Annotated in this window: 25 protein-coding genes and 1 tRNA gene; 7 read left to right on the top strand and 19 right to left on the bottom strand. The window is 40.6% G+C overall.

Annotated features, from left to right (window positions below):
• Positions 1 to 174: 174 nt before the first annotated feature.
• Positions 175 to 4,314 carry a S53 family peptidase gene (locus tag TA_RS01970; protein ID WP_010900805.1) on the top strand — a complete coding sequence of 1,380 codons (4,140 nt, stop codon included), beginning with the start codon at positions 175 to 177 and terminating at the stop codon, positions 4,312 to 4,314.
• Positions 4,315 to 4,350: 36 nt separating this feature from the next.
• Here the strand turns inward: TA_RS01970 and TA_RS01965 are convergent, their stop codons facing one another.
• Positions 4,351 to 4,704, bottom strand: coding sequence for a hypothetical protein (locus TA_RS01965; protein WP_010900804.1), 354 nt, complete (start codon positions 4,702 to 4,704; stop codon positions 4,351 to 4,353).
• 312 nt (positions 4,705 to 5,016) lie between these two features.
• Here TA_RS01965 and TA_RS01960 point away from each other — a divergent pair, with 312 nt between their 5' ends.
• Positions 5,017 to 5,502 (top strand): GNAT family N-acetyltransferase, encoded by a 486-nt coding sequence (locus TA_RS01960; protein ID WP_048161559.1) that lies wholly within the window; start codon positions 5,017 to 5,019, stop codon positions 5,500 to 5,502.
• 1,007 nt (positions 5,503 to 6,509) lie between these two features.
• Here the strand turns inward: TA_RS01960 and TA_RS01955 are convergent.
• From TA_RS01955 to TA_RS01900, 14 genes are all read right to left on the bottom strand, one after another.
• Positions 6,510 to 6,995 carry a GNAT family N-acetyltransferase gene (locus tag TA_RS01955; RefSeq protein WP_010900802.1) on the bottom strand — a complete coding sequence of 162 codons (486 nt, stop codon included), beginning with the start codon at positions 6,993 to 6,995 and terminating at the stop codon, positions 6,510 to 6,512.
• The gene (locus TA_RS01950) at positions 6,979 to 7,986 is read right to left on the bottom strand and encodes an MFS transporter (protein ID WP_162053237.1); all 1,008 of its coding nucleotides are present in this window, start codon (positions 7,984 to 7,986) and stop codon (positions 6,979 to 6,981) included. Before TA_RS01950 ends, TA_RS01955 begins: the two co-directional genes overlap by 17 nt.
• A 216-nt stretch (positions 7,987 to 8,202) precedes the next feature.
• Complete coding sequence (locus TA_RS01945) at positions 8,203 to 9,312, bottom strand: SagB/ThcOx family dehydrogenase (protein WP_048161557.1); 1,110 nt, start codon at positions 9,310 to 9,312, stop codon at positions 8,203 to 8,205.
• A gap of 13 nt (positions 9,313 to 9,325) precedes the next feature.
• Positions 9,326 to 10,387: a SagB/ThcOx family dehydrogenase gene (locus tag TA_RS07835; protein ID WP_010900799.1), complete on the bottom strand. Its 1,062-nt coding sequence runs from the start codon at positions 10,385 to 10,387 to the stop codon at positions 9,326 to 9,328.
• A 1,119-nt stretch (positions 10,388 to 11,506) separates the two neighbouring features.
• Complete coding sequence (locus tag TA_RS01935; protein WP_021794328.1) at positions 11,507 to 11,725, bottom strand: hypothetical protein; 219 nt, start codon at positions 11,723 to 11,725, stop codon at positions 11,507 to 11,509.
• Entirely contained in the window at positions 11,725 to 12,063 is a 339-nt protein-coding gene (locus TA_RS01930; RefSeq protein WP_021794329.1) for a hypothetical protein, read from the bottom strand. The genes TA_RS01935 and TA_RS01930 overlap by 1 nt, the downstream gene beginning before the upstream one ends.
• Before the next feature lie 641 nt (positions 12,064 to 12,704).
• Positions 12,705 to 13,052, bottom strand: coding sequence for a hypothetical protein (locus tag TA_RS01925; RefSeq protein ID WP_021794330.1), 348 nt, complete (start codon positions 13,050 to 13,052; stop codon positions 12,705 to 12,707).
• Positions 13,042 to 13,209, bottom strand: a complete 168-nt coding sequence (locus tag TA_RS08095; RefSeq protein ID WP_021794331.1) for a hypothetical protein — start codon at positions 13,207 to 13,209, stop codon at positions 13,042 to 13,044. Before TA_RS08095 ends, TA_RS01925 begins: the two co-directional genes overlap by 11 nt.
• 299 nt (positions 13,210 to 13,508) lie before the next feature.
• Positions 13,509 to 13,796 carry a hypothetical protein gene (locus tag TA_RS01915; protein WP_021794333.1) on the bottom strand — a complete coding sequence of 96 codons (288 nt, stop codon included), beginning with the start codon at positions 13,794 to 13,796 and terminating at the stop codon, positions 13,509 to 13,511.
• Positions 13,793 to 13,966 carry a hypothetical protein gene (locus TA_RS08090; protein WP_021794334.1) on the bottom strand — a complete coding sequence of 58 codons (174 nt, stop codon included), beginning with the start codon at positions 13,964 to 13,966 and terminating at the stop codon, positions 13,793 to 13,795. Before TA_RS08090 ends, TA_RS01915 begins: the two co-directional genes overlap by 4 nt.
• Positions 13,963 to 14,103 carry a hypothetical protein gene (locus TA_RS08085; RefSeq protein ID WP_021794335.1) on the bottom strand — a complete coding sequence of 47 codons (141 nt, stop codon included), beginning with the start codon at positions 14,101 to 14,103 and terminating at the stop codon, positions 13,963 to 13,965. The genes TA_RS08090 and TA_RS08085 overlap by 4 nt, the downstream gene beginning before the upstream one ends.
• Complete coding sequence (locus TA_RS01910; RefSeq protein WP_162053235.1) at positions 14,100 to 14,585, bottom strand: hypothetical protein; 486 nt, start codon at positions 14,583 to 14,585, stop codon at positions 14,100 to 14,102. Before TA_RS01910 ends, TA_RS08085 begins: the two co-directional genes overlap by 4 nt.
• Positions 14,586 to 14,800: 215 nt before the next feature.
• Positions 14,801 to 16,660 (bottom strand): ATP-binding protein, encoded by a 1,860-nt coding sequence (locus TA_RS01905; protein WP_048161555.1) that lies wholly within the window; start codon positions 16,658 to 16,660, stop codon positions 14,801 to 14,803.
• Positions 16,661 to 16,662: 2 nt separating this feature from the next.
• Positions 16,663 to 16,875 carry a hypothetical protein gene (locus TA_RS01900; RefSeq protein WP_048161553.1) on the bottom strand — a complete coding sequence of 71 codons (213 nt, stop codon included), beginning with the start codon at positions 16,873 to 16,875 and terminating at the stop codon, positions 16,663 to 16,665.
• A 184-nt stretch (positions 16,876 to 17,059) separates the two neighbouring features.
• Between TA_RS01900 and TA_RS01895 the strand changes: the two genes are divergently transcribed.
• Entirely contained in the window at positions 17,060 to 17,353 is a 294-nt protein-coding gene (locus TA_RS01895; protein ID WP_162053233.1) for a hypothetical protein, read from the top strand.
• Here the strand turns inward: TA_RS01895 and TA_RS01890 are convergent.
• From TA_RS01890 to asd, 4 genes are all read right to left on the bottom strand, one after another.
• Positions 17,350 to 18,633 carry a site-specific integrase gene (locus TA_RS01890; RefSeq protein ID WP_010900793.1) on the bottom strand — a complete coding sequence of 428 codons (1,284 nt, stop codon included), beginning with the start codon at positions 18,631 to 18,633 and terminating at the stop codon, positions 17,350 to 17,352. The two genes, TA_RS01895 and TA_RS01890, sit on opposite strands and share 4 nt — an antisense overlap.
• A 50-nt stretch (positions 18,634 to 18,683) precedes the next feature.
• A tRNA-Val gene (locus tag TA_RS01885) sits at positions 18,684 to 18,755 on the bottom strand.
• A gap of 65 nt (positions 18,756 to 18,820) precedes the next feature.
• Complete coding sequence (locus TA_RS01880; RefSeq protein ID WP_010900792.1) at positions 18,821 to 19,639, bottom strand: amino acid kinase family protein; 819 nt, start codon at positions 19,637 to 19,639, stop codon at positions 18,821 to 18,823.
• Positions 19,636 to 20,652 (bottom strand): aspartate-semialdehyde dehydrogenase, encoded by a 1,017-nt coding sequence (gene asd, locus TA_RS01875; RefSeq protein WP_010900791.1) that lies wholly within the window; start codon positions 20,650 to 20,652, stop codon positions 19,636 to 19,638. The genes TA_RS01880 and asd overlap by 4 nt, the downstream gene beginning before the upstream one ends.
• Before the next feature lie 286 nt (positions 20,653 to 20,938).
• Here asd and TA_RS01870 point away from each other — a divergent pair, with 286 nt between their 5' ends.
• From TA_RS01870 to TA_RS01855, 4 genes are all read left to right on the top strand, one after another.
• Entirely contained in the window at positions 20,939 to 21,955 is a 1,017-nt protein-coding gene (locus TA_RS01870; protein ID WP_010900790.1) for a hypothetical protein, read from the top strand.
• Between the two features lie 159 nt (positions 21,956 to 22,114).
• Positions 22,115 to 22,585, top strand: a complete 471-nt coding sequence (locus TA_RS01865) for a 50S ribosomal protein L11 (RefSeq protein ID WP_048161546.1) — start codon at positions 22,115 to 22,117, stop codon at positions 22,583 to 22,585.
• 13 nt (positions 22,586 to 22,598) lie between these two features.
• Positions 22,599 to 23,252, top strand: coding sequence for a 50S ribosomal protein L1 (locus TA_RS01860; protein ID WP_010900788.1), 654 nt, complete (start codon positions 22,599 to 22,601; stop codon positions 23,250 to 23,252).
• Positions 23,249 to 24,193: a 50S ribosomal protein L10 gene (locus TA_RS01855; RefSeq protein WP_010900787.1), complete on the top strand. Its 945-nt coding sequence runs from the start codon at positions 23,249 to 23,251 to the stop codon at positions 24,191 to 24,193. Before TA_RS01860 ends, TA_RS01855 begins: the two co-directional genes overlap by 4 nt.
• The last annotated feature ends 6 nt before the right edge of the window (positions 24,194 to 24,199 follow it).

Raw genomic sequence — 24,199 nt, 5'->3', positions numbered from 1 at the left:
TATTTAACCAAAATGTAATGATCATACTCATTAACTGTAAGTATCTTGGAAATGAGGTCTAAGAAATTCCGCATATTACCATATTTCTTTGATGCCTCTTACTACTTTCAAAATGTAAGTGCTATGAATTCATAACGAAATTGAATGACAACTACATGTTTATTGCGGTGATTTATGAAAACCAGAAATCTAGCATTGGCAATTGCCGTTTTGACAGTGGTAGCAGTCTCAATTATGGCATTTTCGGTTGCAGGAAGCGGTATAAATCCAAAGCCAGTAAATGTTCAGTCCGCTGAGAATCAACCACTATCGCCAATAACCGATTTTTCCTTGAACAGCAATTTCCAGAACACCTCATCTGGATATGCGCTTGTTCCTGACAATTCCGTATATTCGCCATCTGCGATGATCAGTGTATTTATATCGTTCAAACCTCAGGGAGACCTTCAGGGATATGTCCGCGATCTTTATACGCCCAGCAGCCCGTATTATCATCAGTTCTTAACAGCTAGCCAGATTGGCAATAGATTCGGCCTGAACCAGAATACCTATAATGAGTTTGTTCAGTATTTCGAATCCTATGGCCTGTCCGTTTCGCAGAGCCAGACAAGGCTGGATCTCTATCTTACCGGCAGTGTGGCACAGTTCAGCGCAGCGTTCCACACCAAGATACAGGCATTCAGATACCAGTACACATCAAATGGATTATGGAATCCGCTCTTTGGAAATGAAAGCGCCCTCCCTGGTTCTATTTCCTACTCACAGCCTTTCTTTGCCGCTACCGGTGATCTGATGCTTCCGTCTTCACTCGAGCCATACATATCTGGTATATCCGGACTGAATGGTTTGTTTGCCCAACCAGATATTGCATTACCTTATGGTATGTCCCCATCTATAGCTTACGCCATTGCTAATGGGAACAACGGAGCTGATGGAGGAACTACATATCTAGCATCTCTTGATAACATACAGAATCTGACCTATGCCAACTACACATGGGCAACCGCTCAGTCAGTAGGGCCAGTACTAGGATTCCCATACGACCTGGGCAACTATCAGTTTATCTTCCCCAGCACTATGCATATGCTAACCGGAGCTGAGAACCTCTGGAATGGCCAATATGCCTTGAGGGAAAGCCCGGATCTAGGGCAGGGGATAACAGTTGCGGTAATTGAGGTAGGCTTCCCGATACCTTCTGATATGGCGCAGTTCTCGCAGCAGGTATTCGGAAATGCAAATCAGCTGCCGGATCGCCTGACCTATATAGGAGTGGGCATACCATCACTCAGTGAAGGGATAAACGATGGTTTGGTCTATGGTTGGACGCTTGAGACATCTCTGGATATAGAGTACATAGCCGCAATGGCGCCTATGGCGCATATAGATGTCGTTGCAGTTCCAAACCCAGAGTTCTCGAGCTTCGATAATGCCTACCAGTTCATAGCCCAGTATCTTGTCAACAACGATCCGATATCCGCGATACCCTCAGGCAACGTTATATTCGGCCCGACAAGCGGTGCAACAAACATCACGATAACGAGCAACTCCTACGGCGCACCGGAATGGGAAGCAGTCTTTGAAGGATCACCCATGTATGTAACCGTGGAGGATCAGCTCCTCGCCCAGCTTAACGCTGTTGGCGTCACGAATTTCTTTGCATCGGGTGACGAAGGATCGAATGGAATGGCAGCATCTCCAACAATGCCTTCTCAGTCACCATATGCAACGTCTGTTGGCGGCGGCCAGACAACAGCCGAATCGAATGGCGTAGAATTCCCCGTCACAAGCACGATCGTCAACTATAGTTTCTTTGGACTAACGATACCAATGTACGTTGCACAGGCAACCGGCCTGGCTAGCTTCACTTACTGGAGCTACGGAGCTGGTCTTGAAGGCACATTCAAAGGGGAAGTCGGTGGAGGCTTCGGCGAATCTGTTATGGAGCAGCAGCCATGGTACGAGGCAGGTGTGGATGTCTATGAAACCGGTGCGCTCATCGATCCGATAGTGTCAGGACCTGCAGCCTTCAACATGTCTGTATATGCCTTCGGGACTTGGAACCTGTTCTATGGCGGAACCTCTTTTGCAACACCCATAACTGCTGCTGAATGGGCTTTGATAGAGGAACAGGCGGCCATGCTCCCGTCAGCCAACCCAAGGATGGGAAACATCAACGGCCTGTTATTCGAAGCACACAATGCGTACAATGCCAATGTTCCGGGAATCGTTGATCCTTTCGTTGACATGATGAACATAGGCGAAGGTTTCAACTACGGGCCGATGAACGATTACTCCTGGTACCTGTTCAATCTGAGCATAAGCGAACCCAGCGATCCTGTATTACCTGGATGGTATGCGACACTGTTCAACCCAGCAGGCAGTGGCTGGAACTTCCTGCAGGGCCTCGGATTCATTAACGCTGCGGCCATGTCCAAAGACGTCATAGGCACGGTGTCTGAAGAGGGCTATGCGCTGATTAACCCTGCATTCTCGGTCATGATGGTGACACCATCAGGACTCTCTGCGTTCACAACGCTTACGTCCGGACAAACATACACCTTCAGGATCGTAACGTCAACTGGTGCAATTGCCGGCGATAATTATCTCATCGATGCCTTCAGCGGAGGGAGCATGGAGCAGATCATGCCCAATGCCACAGGATACTTCAATTACACACCATCTTATACTGCGCTGAGCTTCATTGGCAACGCCACAGAATACGGCTACTTCCTGGTGTCTGTGATGAATTCGCCAGTTGCGATGCCTGCCTGGGCCTTCCAGCAGTTCGGAGTATCACAACCAATGGCTTCGGGTAACCTAGTATTGACCGTGACAAATCCTGAGGGAGTCGCAGAAACAGGCACAGTTGAAATACCGATGTTCACAACCGGGCTAACGGGCTTCTATAATACTTACGGAATAGGCCCAGCAGAGGTCATGCTGAATGGACAGCCCGTAGCCAGTGCGGTTGTATCTGAGATCTCGGTCAATGTTAGCCAGTTCTTCCTCATAGATCCTACGATGCCCGTATCATCGTATGCTCCTGGAGTCACAGTCGGTCACTTCCTCACCGATGCGCGTGGCAACTTTGTCTTCTGGATTGATGCACTGCTAGCAGAGACCAATGGAACACTGCTTACGCAGGTTGTGCAGCTCAGAGCAACATACAATGGGCTGGTATCAAATACTGTTACGGTTTACATCGAACCGCAGGCGGGTGACTTCATACCGAGCGTTAACTACGTACCTGGACAATACGTTTCAGACGTGGTTGACTTCGCAGATATGAAGTATGTGAACTACGTCAACGTATCCATAGGCTCAATGCCCGGTCAGTATGTGAACGTAAGCTATCCTCCCATGTTCTTCGATGCAAGGGCAAATGCCACAGTCAGCGGAATACTGAACGGCTACGTACCGTTCAACTTCACAGTGCTGCCACCTCCGGGCCAAACGATAATGCTCAATATGACGGCTTCTGGAATCAATGATCTGAGCTTTTCATTCTCATTCTTCGGCTTCACCTTTATCATATATGACATACAGCATCCAATAGTGTGGCACTACGCGATACTAATTAGCAATCCTGGTCCAGATCCAACTTCATCGATCGCCGCGTCACAGAACGGTATCGTTTCTGGTGATCTGAACATAGCCTATTCGTCGTCATGGTTGGGAAGCGGATTGACTGGTAAGCTTCAGGTATATGGAAGCTCTGGAAATCTGATATACACCTTCACAGGATCGTCTGGAAATGCAATGATCAATACGGAGAATCTCAATGATGGCTACTATTACGCTGTATACACCGTGCAGACCCCAACAGGGCTATCTAGATCATCTGGCTATGGCTTCTTCGTGTATAATGATGCATACAACCTTGAGAAAAACATAACAGACGTACAGAAAGCCGTATCATCTTATTCATCAAGCGGAGTACAGGCTTCATCAGTTTCAGTACAGCTATCTACAATATCTTCCCTTATGAACCAGTACAACAGCAGCTTGGCAAACCTTAATTCACTGCAGGCACAGGCAACAGCTCTCTATGAAGGTGGCGTTATAAATGCATCACTGTATAACCTGGTACAGACGCAGATATCGTCGTACAAAGCCGCTCTTCAGACATATCATGGCGATATAGTCAGCCTTGAGGAACAGCTCAACTCTGCACATGCAAATAAGGAAACGGGGCTATTCGGAGGCTATTCTCATAGTTTGATAGGGCTGTTCTCTGGAATAATAGCTGCGGTTATTGCCGCCATAGTATCGATCGCCGTTATTGTGCCGAGAAAGAAAGACAGGAAGCAATGATGCAAAATTTTCATAAAACCTTTAAAATTTTTATTTCTAAATTTTTCTATTCTTATGTTCAAGATATTGCTTTATTTTAAACCGTATGCAGTCCATGAATCTGTCGTGGTGATCGTTTCTTCGCTTTGCAATGTAATCCAGTATATCAGGATCACTGAGAATATATTCCGCGTCTTTATTTACAAGACTTAGTAGTTTCTGGCTATCGGGTAAATTTGAGATCTTTCTCCCCTTGACAATTTCTTCTATGAATGGATCTGTATCAATTATCCAACCTTCTATTACTTTTTCAACGTCATCTTTACGAATGGACAATATCTTCATTATTTGCTTTACTGGCTTGTTTTCGCACCTTAGTTTTGCTATGGACTCTTCCAATTTCCTATTCACAAGGCCTTAAGAAAAACGACATATATCAACATTTTAAAAGGCAATGTTCGACGAACAACGCAGAACGCATAGTATTACATAATCTCTAATTCTTTTCATTTCCTAGATGGTTATTATGGGAACTAAAAAAATACTGTTTGCCTATCAGAATTTCCCATGTCCTGAAGTATGCTAGTATTTCTCAGAAATGTTAGTTCGATCTATTCTTTGTCCGGGAAACCTCAATTTCTTTTAAGTTATCACGCTCAATTTATATATAGTATTTTATTTAGCTTTATGACATGGACATTTGTTAAGATCGGTGAATAATAAATGGATGTTATAATTAGAAAATTGAGTGATGACGATGTTGATAACGTGATTGAAGTTGCAAGAGATTCTTGGAAATGGACTTATAAGGATATATACAGTGATGAGTTCATAGAGAATTGGATATCTGAAAAGTATTCTAAAGAAAAACTACTAAATGAGATAACAAAGTCTCAATTAAATCTTGATCTAGTATTCCTCGGATCTTTTCATGAATCGAAATTGATCGGATTCATCGAATTAAAGATAAGTAGTAGCAAAGCTGAGTTGCTCCGCTTATATCTGAGGCCAGAATATACACATAGAGGAGTAGGCAGGATACTTCTGTCAGAGGCAGAGGAACTAGTCAAGAAAAGAGACGTTGAAGAATGTATATTATACGTTCACAAGAAAAATTATATAGCAACCTCATTTTATAAGAAGAACGGATTCCAAGTTAAGGATATTTATGGCGACGATCTTATCATGATAAAGAGATACAAAGTTTGAAACCGAATCGCCAAAAACTAACTGGAAAAATCCGATTTCATAATAACTAAAGTTATCAAATCTTTTTTTAGGTCCATGGTGCTCTAGATCTTGAATAAGAGATTCATAGAATCATGAAATAAAATTTGTGAAAATTGAAAGAACATCCTCGAGGGACCGAAGAAACGATAAGAAATGGAATATCCGAATAAATATATCTGAAATATTCGATGGTGACGAAGTTTATGGAATCCCTGATGAGGAATAGGTATTTCTCAAGGAAAATGGTGGTAAACACAATTGATATTACAGGAGATGTCCCCTAACGAAGCATGGAAAGACCGAAGAACTTAAAGTATTAAGGGATTGTGATGGCGAGTTTCAGAATACAATGCTATTACATTATCTACTCCTTCCATATTAGCCATATTCTTAATGGCAATAAATGATAAAGGTATTTTTCACTTTCCGATATTTGAAATAGGATTCTCATCGGGTTGTTATTAGTCATGTTGAATCTACCTATTATATATATTTAAAATTTTCGTAGCATCATTCGTGATACCATCCGTTATAAGTGAGCCACTCCTATGCCGAGGCATCGGAGCTTCTTCCTGATTCATAGACCGACTTCTGCCTGTGCGGATATATACCGGACAAGCCCGAGATAGCGATCTCCACAGGCGTAAGTTCGGACCGCAACGGCCCTACTGTTCGATCTATGCACAGGCATTATAAATTTTTCTATTGAGAGAAGTCCGTGTATTTCCTCCCTAAGGATCGGAGTTTTACTGCTTCACCTAAACTTCTAACTTTATTATAAATGAAAGATAGAAATTCATCTGATACTATCTAGAACCAATAAAGATATGGGCCCGACCGAGCCCGTTTAAACTTTTAAGCAAATCCTGTAATATTAGAGATAGGTAGAGTCCCATTTACAACTGTAAGCAAGTCTTCTTTTGTATGAGTAACATGGTGTCCATTAAATGAACATATGAATTTGGCCCAGAAGAATTTTCTATAAATTATGATTCGTATTTTTTTTCCATTATAAAATCGCTTCCATCAGTATCCTCAACCTTGAATCCGTTCTTATAATAGAACGAAAATCCCACAGAATTTTGTCTGTGAACATATAGTCTGCATTCCAGAATACCTTTTTTCTTCATAATTTTCTCTGCCTCTAACAGTAATGTTTTTCCAATCTTCTTGTGCGTGTATTCCGGTTTAAGATATAAGCGAAGTAATTCAGCTTTATTAGCAATAATCTTCAATTCAATAAATCCAATTAACGTCGAATCTGCAAAAGCTCCGAGGAATAATATATCAAGGTTAGATTGAGATCTTACTATTTCATTTAGCAGTTTTTCCTTAGAATATTTCTCCCTTATCCAACTCTCGATATATTCCTCACTGTATATGCCTGCGTAAGTCCATTTCCATGATTCTCTAGCAACTTCAATCAGAGTTTCTAGATCCTCAATAGATAATTTCCTAATTTCTATGGACATGGGTAATTGTTCGCCTCCAAATAATTATTAATATTATTGCTAGTGAAAAGGTTGAAATTAAGAAAAATGTATTATGATAGCCAGTAAACTGCACCAAAATTCCGGTTATTGGTGCAGACAAAAATGTTAAGCCAGTAGCAAGGCTATTATAATAACCTTGAATTGTTCCCGTTATCTCTTCAGGAACATTATTTTGAATTCCGGAGAAAATTATAATTTCACTAACCCCAATAGATATCCCAATTATAAACATAGGCAGAAGAACGTATATAAATTGAGTAATGTAACTTAGTGCTATAAGCATTACCGCCAATACAGCTATTGACCAAAAGACTCTGTTCAATCTCGGAAATCCTTCCTTTCTTTCTAAAAAGGATCCTATGGAAATCCCTAACGTAAGTATAAGATATATAACAGAGAGGTACAACGCTGGTAGTTGGAATATTCTAACCACCATTACAGTAGTCAAAACTCCAAACATACCGAATATAAAATTAACCAGAAATCCCTCTGTAAAAAGGACTAAAACTATTGGAGATTTTCTTATAAAGTTCAAAGGGTCACTTAACTTTCTAGCACCAGCCTTTAGCTGGTGTCTTTTAGGTTCTTCGTAAACTTTGATGAGAGAAATTGGGATTGTTGAGGTCAGGTAAATAAGTAATACAAATATTAATGTAAACGTTACTCCTGTTGAAATTAAAAAGCCTACTAAAATGTAACCTAATCCTTCTGAAATGTTGTATAAAATATTTGAAAAAGCCCTGTATCTTTTTACTTTCTCTCCTTCTTTTAAGAATTTCTTTATCCAGACTGCTCTAACGGAGTTAATAAAATCAGATGTCAGTCCAACCGAAAATGCGAACAAGAATAGAAAGATAATAAGGAACGCTTTTTGGTTAAAGAGAAAAGTGAATAATAAAGGCACCACTGAACAAGCCCGAATAAGAGAAAACAGGATTGCTATAAATTTTTTATGTATACTATTATCCACAAAAGAGCCCACAGCAAAGCTCAAAAATAATGGTAACGTAACAAGTCCGTCGGCAATTCCAGTATAGACCGGGAATGCGTGACCGTAAAAGAGACCCACAGAATGCTAATATAAAAGATGGCAGTAGCTATTCGAGATAGAGAAATACTTGAAGCAGTAAACATATAGTTTCTAATATCGCGGTTCATATTAGTCATAAATAATTTACATTAAATTTTAAATCTCATTAACCCATTGCAAGTTTAATATGTTGCTGGAGGTGTTGTCCATAAGTAAAGAAGGTGAAGGTTTTTTTCCGACCGTTATCGTATACAATACAAATTGTTTGTTCCTTTTCAAACTAAGCATCTTGTCAAATGAAGAATCTCTAGTTGCGGGTGTTGGTAACGAACCAAACCCCATTCGCTCCGCTTCAAATATCAATCTCTGAGCTATTCTTCCCGCTTCTATGAATATGTTTCTAAGTGCCCTTTCATGCCTATATCTCCATTGGTATTGTTCAAAATCAGTAACGAAAAGGATAGTAAAATTAGCTGTTTTTGGTGCTTGATGCCACCATAAATTATGTATCATCTCCTCTCTAAAATCTCCAGACTTTAATTCGGAAAGGAAATGGTCCTTTACGTCATAAAGGTATATTCCATTTTGTAAGTGATTAATATTATAGGCAATCACGTAAAAATCAAATTCTGTTCCATGGCTTGCAAAATAATCTAAAGGGTCTTCATAACTGAGGTTTCTAACGTGCCTAACTCTTGAAAGAGCATTCCATAAAATACTAGAAAAATCCTCTAGTTTCATTGATTCATTTTGAAAAATTCTGGTCGTTCTTCTGCCTAAGAGTACATTTTTTAAGTTTACCTCTTCTAGACCTACATTTTTAGGTATTGGCATTTTAATTTTTGTAAATTCGAGGGATTCGACAATCCTATCCGGCAAACTATTTTCACTTAAATATGCATTTATCAAACCTCTTCTTAGGTCTCCTGAATAATCTTCATCGTCAATGAATTTCACCTTTTTAGACCACACATAATAAATTAATGAATCGTACCATCCTCTTTTAAACCAATGTAAGATGCTATCCAAGTTCTCTGTTTCTGGCTCCTCGTTTGTATTAATTAAAAACCCTATTTCTCTTAAATATGAAAAAATGGTTAAATCAGAATTTCCCATTTGATTAAATAAAAGAAATTCTATGAATGCGTCTAATTTAATTTTTATTCTCTTATAAAGTAAAGGATTTGAAATAATAAGTCTAGATGGTTCAGTAAAATTATCAATAGTTGTCAATTCTTTCCATTTAATATTTTCAAGTGTTTTCAAAACTTCATCTCCTCTAGTTTCCTATAGCCATAGATGCCATATAGCCTTCTTTCAATGGGCTTAATCCTAGAAATTTTTCTATCCCTTCATCATTAGCTGAATATTGAACTAAATACTTATATCCTAACTTTTCACATATGATTTCAGTTGTCGCCGCTAAATGTCCCACGTCCATATGTATAGTTCGGAAAGTCCTAGGTTCTCGATATCTATACATATTTCTCTCAAATATACTGGTAAATATTAAGATTAAATCAACATGAAAATCGGGTCGCACATATGTTGTAGGAAAAAGAAGTCTTAGGTCATCTGGGTCTGTTCCACCAATTTTTATTTGTTCAAGTTTGGAATCTTTAACAGAAATGTGGTACCACCCAGACTCCAAACCTTCCACATTTATCGCTACAATGTATGTCTCAGTAGGATGTCTGGACCCCCCGGATGGACTGGTTCTCAATATTAGTGGGTCTCCATTCCAATAAACTCTTAAGCTCCCAACTCTTGTATAACCAAGTGATGCCATCGTAAGCAAATCGGCAAAATTGACACATTTTTGCTTAGAGGTATTAGTTTCTCGTATTTTCACCTCTGTAGCTTTGGGGATGTCATACGAAACCTGCGAATTATATTCCTTATATCTGTTAGAATCAATTTCTTGACTACTATAATTAATCATCCGTTGTTTTGCAACATAATCCTCGATAAAGGGATAATCATAAGACACTAGATGATAAAGTAACGCCATATACCAATTATGTTTATACCAATTATCAAACTCTAAACCAAACACTTCATTAGAACCATCCATTTCTTGTTTAACTTCCAGTAAAAGGTCAGTTGCCATAAGTTTTTTCAGTCCAAGATGAATAAGCTCATTTTTGATTCCATATTTCTCATAAAAGAAATCTAGAATATCTCCCACAGTATGTGGAATTTTGCAATATAAAAGTATTGCCAAAGTTGGAGAACTTACCTTATAATTTCTTTTAGTGACCCAATTCCTAACAATCCATAGATCCCCAACAATCCTATCTGGTGGATATATTAGAATTTCGGAAACTGATTTAACCTTCATTAATTATAATTACTATTACAATGTAATAAGCTTATGTAGTAACAAAAACTAAATAATCTTTAAATAAGATTATTCAAATTGAAATTTGGAGGTGAAAAAATGACTGATGCGGATTTTGTGGTTGAGGAAGTAAGTTTGGACATGCCAGCCGCCAAGCAAAATGGGGGATAATGAAACAATAATCACTATTTTTTATACTTTTTTATTTTTTTGAAAATCAAGAAATGGAGTAAGTAAACATTTTTTAAGATATGATTTTTCCGAGTCGGACTATCATACTTGTGTCAGTAATGGGGTTTTATTTTCTCATAAAAATAGGGACCAAACCACCCTTATTCTTGTTCAAACTTCTTTTGAAGAAGTTTGTCGCAAAGGAAAGCCCGTATTATTAAATCTGAAATTTTAAGGGCTTTCCTGCGAACCCCCTCCTCCGCCGAGCGTAGCAGGTCTGAACGAAGTGAAGACCCGAAGTGTCCCGAAGGGACACGTAGCCCACACGTGCATAGCACGGGTGGGTGCGAAGCACAGGGCACGGGGGGTCGGTGGACAGCCCGAAGGGCTGGACAAATCAGGATAATAGGCTGTTGCGAAGCAACAAGTGAACGCCGAAGGCGTACACGTGCCTATACCTGATTAGACCTCCGAGACGAGCGAAGGCAAAAAGAGGGGGGAATTTGTGAGCGAAGCGAACAAAGGAGGGGTGAATTTTTGCCGTAGCGAAAGCCAAATCCTCCGTTCAGGAGGTTGGCGTGTCGCAGAGTGCCCTGTGCTTCGCACTTGTGCGTAGCGAGGCGGGGGCTTATTGCTCTTGTGGACTTCTCACGAGAAGTCCGTAATTATAGTTCTTGTAGACTTCTTTCAAGAAGTCTGAAATAAAAAGTAAAAGGAAATAAGGAGGGCATTAAGCGCCCCGTGTATTGACACACGGGGGCACGTGTGGCTCTCACGTGCTAAGCTTACGTGGTCGTTTAGCTGGTCTTTTACTAACGTAATGTCTGTTGGATACTCTGCTGGCTGATAGTGTGAGCCATTTCCTGCACTTCGGACAATACCAATTCTCCGTTTCCTCTAACTGACATAATGGCGTTCCGCAAAACATACACTTTATTCTGTATTCCTTCATTTCATTGCCTCCTTCCGCATTGCTTCATATTGCTCTGTCTTGGCCTTTAACTGCCGTTCTAACTGCTCTATTTTCGTGTGTGGGTCTACATATCCTTTATTCTCCTTATATTGCGATATGAGAAAATTCAGGACACGTGATAACTCCTTGTGCTTTGTGAGTTCCTCCACGAATTCCACGTTTTCTGGCTCTATATGAAATGTAGTTATGTGCATCACTTACTCACCTCTGCCTTGTGCAATATGATTGCCTTGTAGTAGCTGTTCCCTGATTTCCTGCTAATGAGTTTATCCAATACGAAAAAGGTATCAGGTTTTAGATAGCCTAAATCGTATTGCTCGTTCAATACTGATGAGCCATAGAAAGATACAATCTGTCCGTCAGAAGTCCGTTTTGCGTAATAGATATATAGCTCTGCCTCCTGACCTTCCCTTTCTATTTTCGTTTTTTCTACACTTGAGAGTTGTAGCTCCTCTCCTATGAGAACGTCCTTTTCCACTTGTAGCATACCTTCGGTATGCTTTTGTTCGTCTGTGTTTTCTTGTTCAGCCATTCAATCACAATAATATTGGGTAGAAAAGATATAATAAGGTATCTGCAATGAATATTGAAGCAAAGTAAAAGATAGTCATATTACTTGGAATATAGCTGAAAAGAGATGCACAATGTAAGATATGGATATATATTTATATCTTGATGTTCATATATTATATACGGGCATATTCTCGGTTATATAACTTGGAATAATTAAAAGGGAATGGTGAGCAAAATATAAAAGCACCACGAAAACAATAGATTTTTTGTTGTTGTTTCTATCCGTTCGTCTGTGCTGGTTTCTCTGTTCGCAATATAGCGTTTAGACGCTTTTTTTGCTGTTCTTCCTCCTCACACATAGGGCAACACTCCTTGAGCCTTGAGCCGATAAGGAATAGATGGCCTCTTTGGTGTATGTGTATTAGAGGGTATATTTCTTGCATTTTGCCACCATAAATATAACGAAAAATAGGATATAAACTTTATCGGGGAAACGTGGCGGTGGCAAAGCCACGCTCCCTAAGAAATCGTTATTTTCGCAACAACGAGCTTAAAAAGAGGGTGGTGTGCATACATTCTACGCATAGCCCTGAATTATTGACCGCTGTTATCCCTGCTTCCTCGTCATCTATCCTGACCTTGCATATTCTACACTTCATTTCATCGCCTTAACAAATGTCCTAAGCGTTCCTTATCGTATTCTTGCATTTCCTCTTTGCTGGCTCTTTCCAATACGACAACGTCCTCTTTTCCGTATTTTGCGTATGAGAACTTAATGTATTGTGCCTCTGCACAACTGCCGTCCCGATATACAGGATAATATATGCCTATTCCCTCCCTCTCGCCATAGCGTATCTCGGAAAATACAGAAGGAGTAAAAAGCTCCTTTTCAATCGTAATCACTGACCCTGCTCCAAAAGATAACAAAGTGTGTAATTCATTTTCCGTCCGCCATTTCATCGTTTTTATGTCGTTTTTTCTCTCCTTCCCATTTCTTTCAGCTTCCATTTTTCTCACCTATAAAGTGTGAAATCCTTGCGTGATACCTTCCTTTTTTGTGTTCCTTAACGTGCAAGACTACGTGCTTTCTCCTTCCCTCCTCGAACCATTCTATTGTTATGAGAAAACTAATCAGTTTTCCCTTCGGTGCATTGGGTATTTTCATACTCTCACTTATTATATTTGAAAAGATAGATATTTATAGATTTACCTCCATTTCCTCTGTCTTAAGAACTACAATAATTCTGATGAAATATGAGCATACAGCTATTGCAATGAAAGACCAAAGAAAAGTAATTCCAATTAATTCAATCCACATTCCTGTAATAGACGCTGGGCTATTCGTTGTAGCGTCCTGCACGGATACACGAACAATAATCATTAGGAAAGCCAGAAAATATGTAAAGAAAACTGCAAAAATAGAGATAATAAGCTTAAGCCACGCAATCTCTTTTTTTTCTGATTTCAAAAGATGGCAATTTCCTCGCCTCCCTCGTCAATACGGATTTTCGGTTTCCTAAATAGACGATATTCTATCTCTACCCTACTTCCTGATTTCCTGCCTATTACTGCACTATTGGGGTGTTCATATTTGATTTGTGCCAATTCCTGTCTGAATTCACGATACATATTTTGTTGCATTGCCATAACCGATAATACAGGATTGTGTCCGTATTCTGCGTTCCTTGCCCTCTTTTTTAGCTCTCGTAATTCATTCACATTAACGGCTTCCATTTCCATTATCTCGCTCATTCTTTATCACCTCCTTTCCGAGTCTCTTTCCCCTGCTTATTTACCGCTTTCTCAATTTCACGATATACTATGTCGTCTATTTGCTCTCCCAGCATATTAATGCGGTTAGCTTCCCGCTCCTCGCAAAGTATCTCTCTTATTTTTATCTTTGTTTTGTAATCTAAATTCATTTTTTAACCTCCTCCTCGTCTTCTTCCTTATAGCCTGCCGTCCACTTTACAAAATCATCTAATGCGTCTGTCCTCTTCTTATTATCTTTCTGCATCTTCTTTATCTGACGGTTCAAGAACCAATCTCTTATGCTCATTCATTATCACCTCCTTGCGTGAGCTTCGCTCTTTCTTCGGGGGTCGTCCCGCTCTTTGCTTTCAGCTTCTCTAACTCAGTCTGATATTCTCGAATTTTCTCATTAGCCAATTTCCTTCCCTCCTCTGTTGTTGCTTGAGCATACTTCTGTTGCCATAAATTCAGTAATCGTGCCAATTCCTCTTTAGTGTGTATCATTACAGGCTCTCTTTCTGCCGTTTCGTTGCCTGGCTCTTCTTCTTTTGATTTAAATTTTTTCTCGTATTTTTTCCTCGCTCTATCCTCTGGTGAAGTCCAATATGTTCTTGTAAGCAAAGCGTGGATTGGTGGATATAAGTCAAAATACCAAACCACGTCAATAATTAATAAACTAATACTCATAGAACTTTGCAATATCGGGTTTTCCAGAGATACCCACGAAAAAGAATAAAGCCCTGTAAAAGAAAAAGCGTAGACCATCGCTACAATACCTAAAACTTCCAAAAAAATCATAATTACAAACCAGATAATAATGTCAATAAAAGCGATGGCAAAAGAAAAAATGAGTGGGTAAAAGAGCCAATTCGGAACGAATGTGTATTGTGGTAATGTGTTCCACGGAACTTGTTGGAAAAAGATAGGAAAGTTAAAAAATATGAACAATAAGGATAGAATGATAAGCCTATGTTTATAGTTAAAATTCTGCTTCCCCACGATATTCATAGCTTTTCCTCCTGTAATTCGGGCAAAGTAAGCACTTTTACGTCTGGGTATTTCTCAACATACTTCTTTTTCTCACTCTGGTTTGGGACGATGATAATTGTTTCCTTGCCCTGTTTCTGATAATAGGCTATCCTGTCCTTGATGTCCGAGATATCGTTTTTAAGCCCTGTTTCAATCTCAAAAACATATTTATCGCTTTCAATATCTGCCGTGCTAATACCCGATGGTTGTATTTTCGGATTAATTCCCTTATGATAAATCACGTCCGCCGTTCGATTCACAAGATAAGTATGAAGCCCAGATGGATTTTCTCCGTTTCGGAAATAGATTTTTGTGTCTTTGATGTCAGGTTTATCATTTACAAATTTTACGTTATTAACTTCCTTCACGTCTATTTTCTCTAATTTTAAAAGCATCGGCAATGTCTTACGATATAAAGTTAAACGATAATTCTCTCCCTCCCCACCATATCTCTCGGCAAAACGCTTTCCCAAATCCTGTATATTTCCTGCCTGTGATAGAAATTCAAAGATAACTTTTTGATAGTCTATATCCTCCTTCCTCTCTTCCTCGGAACTCCCTTTGCCTTTGCTGTCATTATTGTTTATTGTAATCTCCTTCACGGAATATAACTTCGGTTTTGGGTTCTGCAATCTATATATTATCACATATTGGTCGGGTCTATCCTGCCCGATGTCCGTAAACTCGTAAGTAGAGAGCATTTGAGCTACAACTTGGTGGAATAAATCACTAATGGCACTTACCTCGTCTAAATTCTCCTTGCCAGATTGTTTGAAGCTGAATTGTGTTTTACAGTTATCTAATGCCTGTCCTCGCAAATCCGCTATTCTTTGAGAAGCTAGTATCATACTACCTTTTGCACCAATGAGAGCGGACATCTCTGGTATTATAGAAAACCCTGATTTTGTCAATAAATGAGCCTCGTCTATTACGAATAAAGTATTTTGCCTCTTGTTCCATACCTCTTTAGAGAGTTGATTAAGCAAGAACTCTGCATAGAATTTGAAAAATTGCATATCTACCTCGGTGTTCTCTGAACCCTCAAAATCAACTACACAAGTATTGGGTAATTCATAATTCAAAACATTTTCCCGATATATGATTGGCAAATTGTTCTGTATGAACTTTAATGCTCCTTTGGTAATGCTTTCACTTTCGGATTTTAGCATATCCTCCAATATCTTTTTGAAATCTTGCCAATTTTTGCTCTTTTCCGCTATCTGCTTTACCTGACCTCTGACTGTTGAAGCGGTTATGCCCTGCATACTCGCGCTGATTGGAAATGCCGTTATAAACGCCCTTGCCACTGCCTCTGGACTTATAAAAACATTAGGAACTGCTTTGTGGATATAGAGTGTAGGATAGCCTAACCTTGTGTAATCATCTGTTGCCTTAAACATAAAAATTATTTTCTTTTCTTCTGATAAGGATTGGATTAATTTATAGACCAATTGACTTTTACCTGAACGGGAAGCCCCCATAACTGCTATAATGCGATTATGTCCCTTTCTTTCGAGATATTCGTTTATGTCCATTTTCCCTTCATATATTGTTTCTCTGTCCTTCTGCCAGCCCCTCCCGCTCTCGTCCTCGTGCCACGTTAGTTTTACATCTGCAATAGCTAAAATCTCATTCTGTATTTTTTGCGGGCTCACAAACTGCGCTCTCCATAGAATACTCAAACCAATCCAAAAAATAATCCAACTCGTTATTACTGCCCCTACCAAAGACACGGGTATTAGAAGTATAGCCACGAGTAAAGCGAATAAGCCTGCCACACTCACAACTGCGACACGTCCGTGTTTACGTCTGGGGCGGCTAAATGCTTCCATCATAATTATATTTCACCTCCAATATTATTATGGGTTTCTCTATCCAGCAAATCCATCAAAATAGCGGTTGCACCGACAAGCTCCTCTCCTGAAACCACGTCTGGCAGAGATAAGAGAATTGGTAGGATGGGGGAATTTGGGAATTTCTTAGCAAAGCTATGTTTAAGGTGTTTTATTGATGTTTTTTTAACCAAAATCAAATCAACGTGTTCGACCATACTTATCTATTTGTAATTCAATGAGAGAATATATATGGTTAATACCATTACTATACCTATGAGCATATATTTATCGTGGGTAGAATACTATTCATGTGCTTACTGCGAGGAAATCATCAATACTATGCTATCTGCTGATAAGACAATGAGTCAATATAAGATTACTAAACTTGTAAAAAGTAAAATGAACTCAAAGACCGCAATAAAACATATTGAGGATTTAATTGACGTGGGGATTATAATTGATTATGGTGGTCCTGCTCTTCGGCTTTTGGAAGATATAAAATCAGTATTTTTAGAAACATCTTATGAACCATACGGGAAACCTGCTCGGAAAGGCATATTAGATTTTTCAAATGAAAACGATGTTGAATTATTGTCAGAAATTATAAAAGCTCAACACAAGAAACGAAAAAAAAGCTATGCTTTATGGTTTGATTACGCATTCTTATATGAAAAGTGTATGAAAAAGGACTAAAACCTCAACCTCATTACCGCTTTTCCGTTCGGCAATACTGCTTCAAAGTCGTATCCATCGCTGATATACTGCTCTATTTCGTTTACAGGTATGACCTTCTGCTTCGCTCCGTTGTCGCTCATCGCACCTGCTACCTTGTCCCTTAACAACTGCTGAAAGTCCTCATTGCTCACGCTTGAAAGGTCTAACTTGTCTATCTCCTCCTGCTTGTAGCCCACTGCCGATAAGAGCTGTTGCTGTAAGAATAGCTTTGCGTTGTCCTCTGAAACATCGGATATTCTCGTTTCAAGGAATTTTAAACACTTACGATAACTTTCCCTCATCTCCTCTATCATATCTGGCGGTAGCCTCTTATTTGTGCTGTATCTTGCCTCTATATCGCCCTTATGACCCATAATAAACTGCCTCCACGGGTGCGATATTAGACCTTTGCTCTCTGCGATGTCTAACGCCGTGCTGAAATATGCCCTTAAAACGTAAGGTCTCATCTTTAGACCTGCTGTGGTTATTGCCTCCCTGATATCCCTCGTTACCAACATAGTCCGCATAAAATCATTCTTCTTTGTGCCTCTTACATCAAATTGCAACAGTGGGGATTCATAAGTTAGCTCCTCTCCGTTCTTTTTTCTCTCCTCCAAATATTCCTTGATATACGTTATACCCTCCTCTCCAATGAAAGAAAAGTATTGGTTTCTTGCCTTGCTTAGCCTTGTCTTTACCATTATTGTGGCTGGAATCTTGGTGAATTCGATTTCATCTGAAATCTTAAGCTCTTTAATATCGCCTAATCGTAATCCATCTGTGCCCTCGTAATTACCCAATGTTTCGGGTCTAAAGCCTGAAAATGCCATAATAGGGATTGATACCCTGCCTCTTGATGTCGCTTTTCTTAAAAGCCTGCTCAATTCTTCCTTGCTTGGCACTCTTTCGTTGTCTAACGTTGGACTTTCGTTTTCATTTGCTATATTTACATCTAACTTTATATCGATTCCATTAAATTTAGCCCAAGACCGTAAAACCTTTTTATATCTTACAATATATGACCCTGCTTTCCCCTCTTTCTCTAATCTTCTAACAAAATCCAAGAAATTATCTCTAAACTCTAACTTTTCCATATCGGTTAGAAGTTGTTCAGGCGTAGTTTTCTCCAATTCACAATAGTAGCCTAAAGTCCTTCGGTAAACGGTTGCTGTAAGTATTGATTTAGCCTTTAGATTCTCAAACCATCTTCTTATTTTCGGGTTTTCCATTAGGTTGTCATACTTCGGTTTATAGGTCATACATCATATAGTCTAAAATCATAAATAAAGTATTCGTTTAATACTTAAAGTGGGCCCGACCGGATTCGAACCGGTGACCTCCGCCGTGTCAGGGCGACATCATACCACTAGACTACGAGCCCATCAAATGGTATGGGGAGATGAATAATGAGAATTTAACCTTTTTCGATTTCCGGCATTGACGAAATCAGAAGAGATCACCGATAACGGTCCCGGATTCAAGATTTTCCGGAGATGTTATCAGCAGATTCATTCCCATCTTCATTGCAAGCCTGAGCGCAGCCCGATGCACCACCTTCGAACCCCGATCTACTATTCGCAATGCAGTTTCGTAATCAATTCTGTTCACTATTGAAGTTCGGTCTTCGAGGTTCATGTAGATGCCCGGCACATCCTTAATCAGTATGACTTCCCTTATGCCAAGGATGGCGGCAACAGCAACGGCAGAATAGTCGCTTGAATTTCTTCCTAGTATTCTCGTCTTCCCATAACGATCTATACCGAAGAACCCGGTTACAACAGGTACTTTTCCAGACGTCTCTACTCTCGCTATATTTTCAAAAAATGCCCTTGAACCCTCAAGATCAACTGTACGTTCCTTTGAAATCTCCTCCACGATTAATCCAGCCTCATCGGTATATATGGGCGCAGCCGGTATCCCATTTCCGGTGAGAAATCTTGCAAGCGTAAATGCAGACATCTTTTCGCCATAGGATACGTAGGCATCCTGATCTAAGATCGATGAATCCTGAATTGAAATTTCTGGATGAGCTTCTATATTATATTTCCATAGAATACCGAGATGCATGAGAAGCAGATCCCTGAGTTTATCCATTCTGCTTTCGTCGTATTCATAGAATCTATAGAGCGCATCTGTGATGCCTCCGAAAGCACTGACGACTAGTATCGGGCTTCTGAAATGTGAAATTATATCCATGACACGCGGAAGCGATGATCCGTCCTTCAGTACAGATCCTCCGATCTTAATAACACACTTCTCCGTCAAATTATACCCTCCTTGTAGGCTATCTCAGCATTTAGCAGGGTCGAACCGGCTGCACCCCTAACAAGGTTATTAACCAGAAGAACAAGATCCAGACTACGACTTCTGACTCTTAATCTTCCAACTGAAACGGCCATCCCTGCTTTCAGCGCTGATCCACCGTTTGTGGCGTCCAGCGCGGGCTGGGGTCTGTCATCTTTTTCCAGTAAAATCACCGATCTATCTGGTAGGGATGGATAGACAGTTTTCAACAGCCCATTGCCATAACTGCGAAATTCTGCCCTTATCTCTGATGGGTCCAATACCTGATCGAATTCTATATGAACAGATTCCATATGCCCAATTTTAACAGGCACGCGCGTAGTAGTAGCGAATATTTCTGTGTCCAGTTTTCCGGAGAATATCTTTTTCGTTTCTCTTTCTATCTTTGTCTCCTCCTTCTGTATGTACGGGATCATATTGTCGATTATATCCAGCGATGAAACCCCAGGATAACCTGCCCCGCTGACAGCCTGCATGGTCGTAACTATGATTTTCACTGCGGATCTCCCGCGGATGACCGGATCAATACCAAGGGCAAGGCCAATCGTGCTGCAATTTCCATTTGCTATTATGAAACCCTTCCTCTTGATGCTGCCAACCAGATCGCCATTTATCTCTGGAACTATCAAGAAAACATCATCTTCGAGACGGTTTGCTGATGCGTTGGTAAAAATAGGCAACCCAGCCTCTGCCAAACGTCTCTCTATCAAACCAGCTTTTTCATCACTAACAGCACTAAAAATTATATCATTGTGGTCGCTGATTATCCGGTCAGGGTTGCTCTCCTTCACTTCTAGATTCCTATAAAGATCGCTTGCACCACCATAGACAACGTTGCCATATCTTTGTCCAGCGCTTCTATCAGAGGCATAGACGTTCGCAAGATCAAAGTATGGATGGATGGCTATCATCTTCGATAGCAGAGACCCAACAACGCCCGTTGATCCAAGGAGACCTACCCTCAATTTATCCATACATCATCACCATATTACTCTCAATCATATTATTCAAATACATGTCGCAACCCGCCAGCCATATTTCGTGTCAAGATACACGCGGTCTTCTGTATGTGTGAGTTATCTTATACATTCGATTTTAGCCGTTATTTTTCGTTATTCTGAACTAATATTTTTAGGTTTTATAATAATTAATTACCTTCGGTAATATACTAATAGACGATACCTGCTGAGGCTGAAAATTTCGCTCTCATGCAGAGCAATGGTGCAAAGTTAAATTAATGCGATCAGCGATTATGATACGATGGACGATCACGTATTTCCACCATCTCTCGACTATCTTGCTTCGATTAAGGTTAACGTTCCCAATCCTGTACCAGAACGCTTTTGGAAGATGTTCGCGGGATACAATGAGGAGAACAAGAGATACAACTACGGCTGCATGTTTGCCAGGGAAGATGGCCGCTGGAGGATGTTCATCAACGCATTCAGGAGTCTTAAGACAGATGAGGTGGAGTCCATCGTGGATTATATCAACGCATATTACACCAAGATAGGCCTGGGGAAAGTTATAAAGCACGAAACAAACGCACTGATAAGAGATATATCAGACGTCTCGAATGCATCCATAGACAGGCTTGCCTCAATACCAGGTCTCATCATGTATCCCGTTATAAGCCTTGGAAAGGATGAGCTCATAATCGTCTTTGAATTCGTTGAGGAAGCTCTTGATATGGTCACCAAACTCATTTTGGATTATGTCAACCTTGCGCCTCTGCCAGCCGAAGTCATGAGGCTGGAAAGGCTGGAAGATGCGAACATACCTTCGTTCATGATAGCCGTGGAAAGAAAGGAGATAAATCCAAGCATGGCGGAGGTTATTAGAACAACCTGGACGCTTACAGAGGAAGAACTTCTCACAAATTCATCCGGGATATTCCAGAACACAATGAATTTCAGAATGAAGTATGTTGCATCCGATACCAGCAGCCTCATAGCTAGGGTTCACAATGGTGATGTTAAGTTCAATGGAAAGTACGAAATTTATCGATCTAACAGGAATGGCAGGATAGTTCAGTTCCATTTAGAAAGCAGCTGGTTCCATGACTTTTATTACAATATAGTGAGATCTGTTATGGGGCCCATAGATTATTGGGGCTACAGTGATGGCGCAGGCCATCTGGATAACTATTTCATCATAAGAAGGGAAGACCAGATAGAATTCCTCAAAGCTCTCGGAAAATACTGGTCCGATAAGAAGAGATCGTCGCACAATAACAGGATAGTGGAGATAATGCCACTAGCCGAATTTATGCCATAGCCCTAAGATTCTTAAATTGCCTCTTGCAAAATAAAATGATTATATTTGCCTCAAGGAAAGAAACTGGCGCAATTTCCGTACCATGAATCTTGCACAGTGATCTTGCCATTGAGATGGTTATTTATATGAGTTTTATATTGAGTTTCAGGGTGCTTAACAATGGCACAGTCAGTGAAGACGATGGTGGAAGGTGGGAAGGCCACCACGGGACCACCCATAGGACCTGCACTGGGTCCACTTGGATTGAACGTTGCCCAGGTAGTCAAGGAGATTAATGAGAAGACAAAGGAATTTCAGGGAATGAGAGTCCCTGTTACGATAACCGTTGTCGATCCTGAGACAAAGAAATACGAGATAACCGTTGGAATTCCTCCCACCTCTGCACTGTTGAAGAAAAAGTTGGGAATAGAAAAGGGAGCTGCGAAGAGAAAGGAAGCAATTGCTGGAAATGCTACGCTGGATCAGATTGTTGATGTTGCAAAGACCAAGATGGCATCCATGCTTGCAAGCGACCTCAAGGCTGCGACACTTGAGGTTCTCGGGACCTGCGTATCCATGGGAATAAACGTGGATGGGAAGGATCCGAAAGAGGTTCAGCGCCAAATAAAGGCAGGAGAGATCTCCATTTAATGGGGTGGGATGATTGAACATAAATGACGTTAAAAGGGCAGTCAGTGAAATTAAGGAAAAGTCTCCTCAGAGGAAATTTGAGGAGAGCGTTGAGATAGCCGTAAACCTCAAGGACGTTGACATGAGCAATCCCAAGAACAGAATAAACGAAGAGATACTTCTGCCGAATGGCAGGGGAAAGGACGTCAAGATCGCCGTGTTCGGATCGGATGAATTAAAATCCAAGGCAAGAGGAGTCGCTGACTTTGTATTTGGAGCCGAGGATATCTCAAAGTTCGCAGAGGACAAGAAGGCATTCAAGAAGATCGTCAATCAGGCATACTTCTTCATAGCTGAGGCCACCCTGATGGCCAACATCGGTAAGAGCCTCGGTCAGGTTTTGGGCCCACGTGGAAAGATGCCAAGGCCTATACCGCCAGGCCAGGACCCAGCTCCACTGATAAAGAACCTCAAGAACACTGTGAAAGCTAGGAGTAGAAACGCTCTTACCTTCCATGTTCCGGTTGGCACAAGATCTATGGATGCGGACAAGATCAGCGAGAACATCATGACGGTGATAAACAGGATAACCGGTAAACTTGAACGTGGGGCATCCAACATACGCAGCATCTACGTTAAGACCACCATGGGTAATGCCGTGGAGATAAAGGCCGGTGATGAGAAATGAAGGAAGTTAGCCAGCAGAAGAAGGAACTTGTTAATGAGATTACGCAGAGGATAAAGGCTTCTAGGTCTGTGGCCATAGTTGACACAGCCGGCATAAGAACAAGACAGATACAGGACATAAGGGGAAAGAACAGGGGAAAGATAAACCTCAAGGTGATAAAGAAAACACTGCTTTTCAAAGCTCTGGAAAACCTTGGAGACGAGAAGCTATCAAAACTCAAGGAGAACTCCGGAGGGCAGATAGCTCTTTTAACCTCTGATCTTGAACCCACCGAGATATACAAAATCATAGAATCTACATTCCAAAAGACCGCGCCCAGGGGTGGAGAGATAGCGCCTGAAGATATCGTCATTCAGCCGATGACAACTGGATTTCCACCAGGCCCCATGATGACCGAATTCCAGAAGGTTGGGCTGCAGACCGGTGTGGAGAAAGGAAAGATAGCGATAAAGAAAGAAACTGTCTTCGTAAAGAAGGGAGAAACCATACCTAAAGACAAAGCTAAGATTCTTGAGATGCTTGAGATAAAACCACTCGAAGTTGGACTGCAGTTGCTAGGCCTATACAGTGAGGGTGTGGTTTACTCAAAGGAAGTCCTATCACTGACGCCAGAGAGAATAGCTAACGACATGGCAGCGGCGTTCTCGCAGGCGAAGGCTATAGCTAAGAGTTCAATGTTCTTCGTTGACGAGGTGCTCAGAGATCTGCTTGCCGAGGCAAAGATAAAGGCAGATGCGCTGGCTCTGGCAGGGCAGTTCATAACCGAGGATAATGTCAAGGACTTCCTCGTGAGGGCCAATGTGAATGCGATAATTTTAAACAATGTTTTGAATAAGGGTAGTACACAGGAAACCCCTGAAGAGAAGAAGGAAGAGGCGAAAAAGGAAGAAAAATCGCCTGATGAGAGCATTTCCGAGGGACTCGGTGCTCTGTTTCAATAGGAGGTA

This window comes from Thermoplasma acidophilum DSM 1728 (assembly GCF_000195915.1).
In the GTDB taxonomy this organism is placed as follows: domain Archaea; phylum Thermoplasmatota; class Thermoplasmata; order Thermoplasmatales; family Thermoplasmataceae; genus Thermoplasma; species Thermoplasma acidophilum.
The sequence above is the reverse complement of the archived record's forward strand: the minus strand, read 5'-3'. Positions and strand labels throughout refer to the sequence as shown.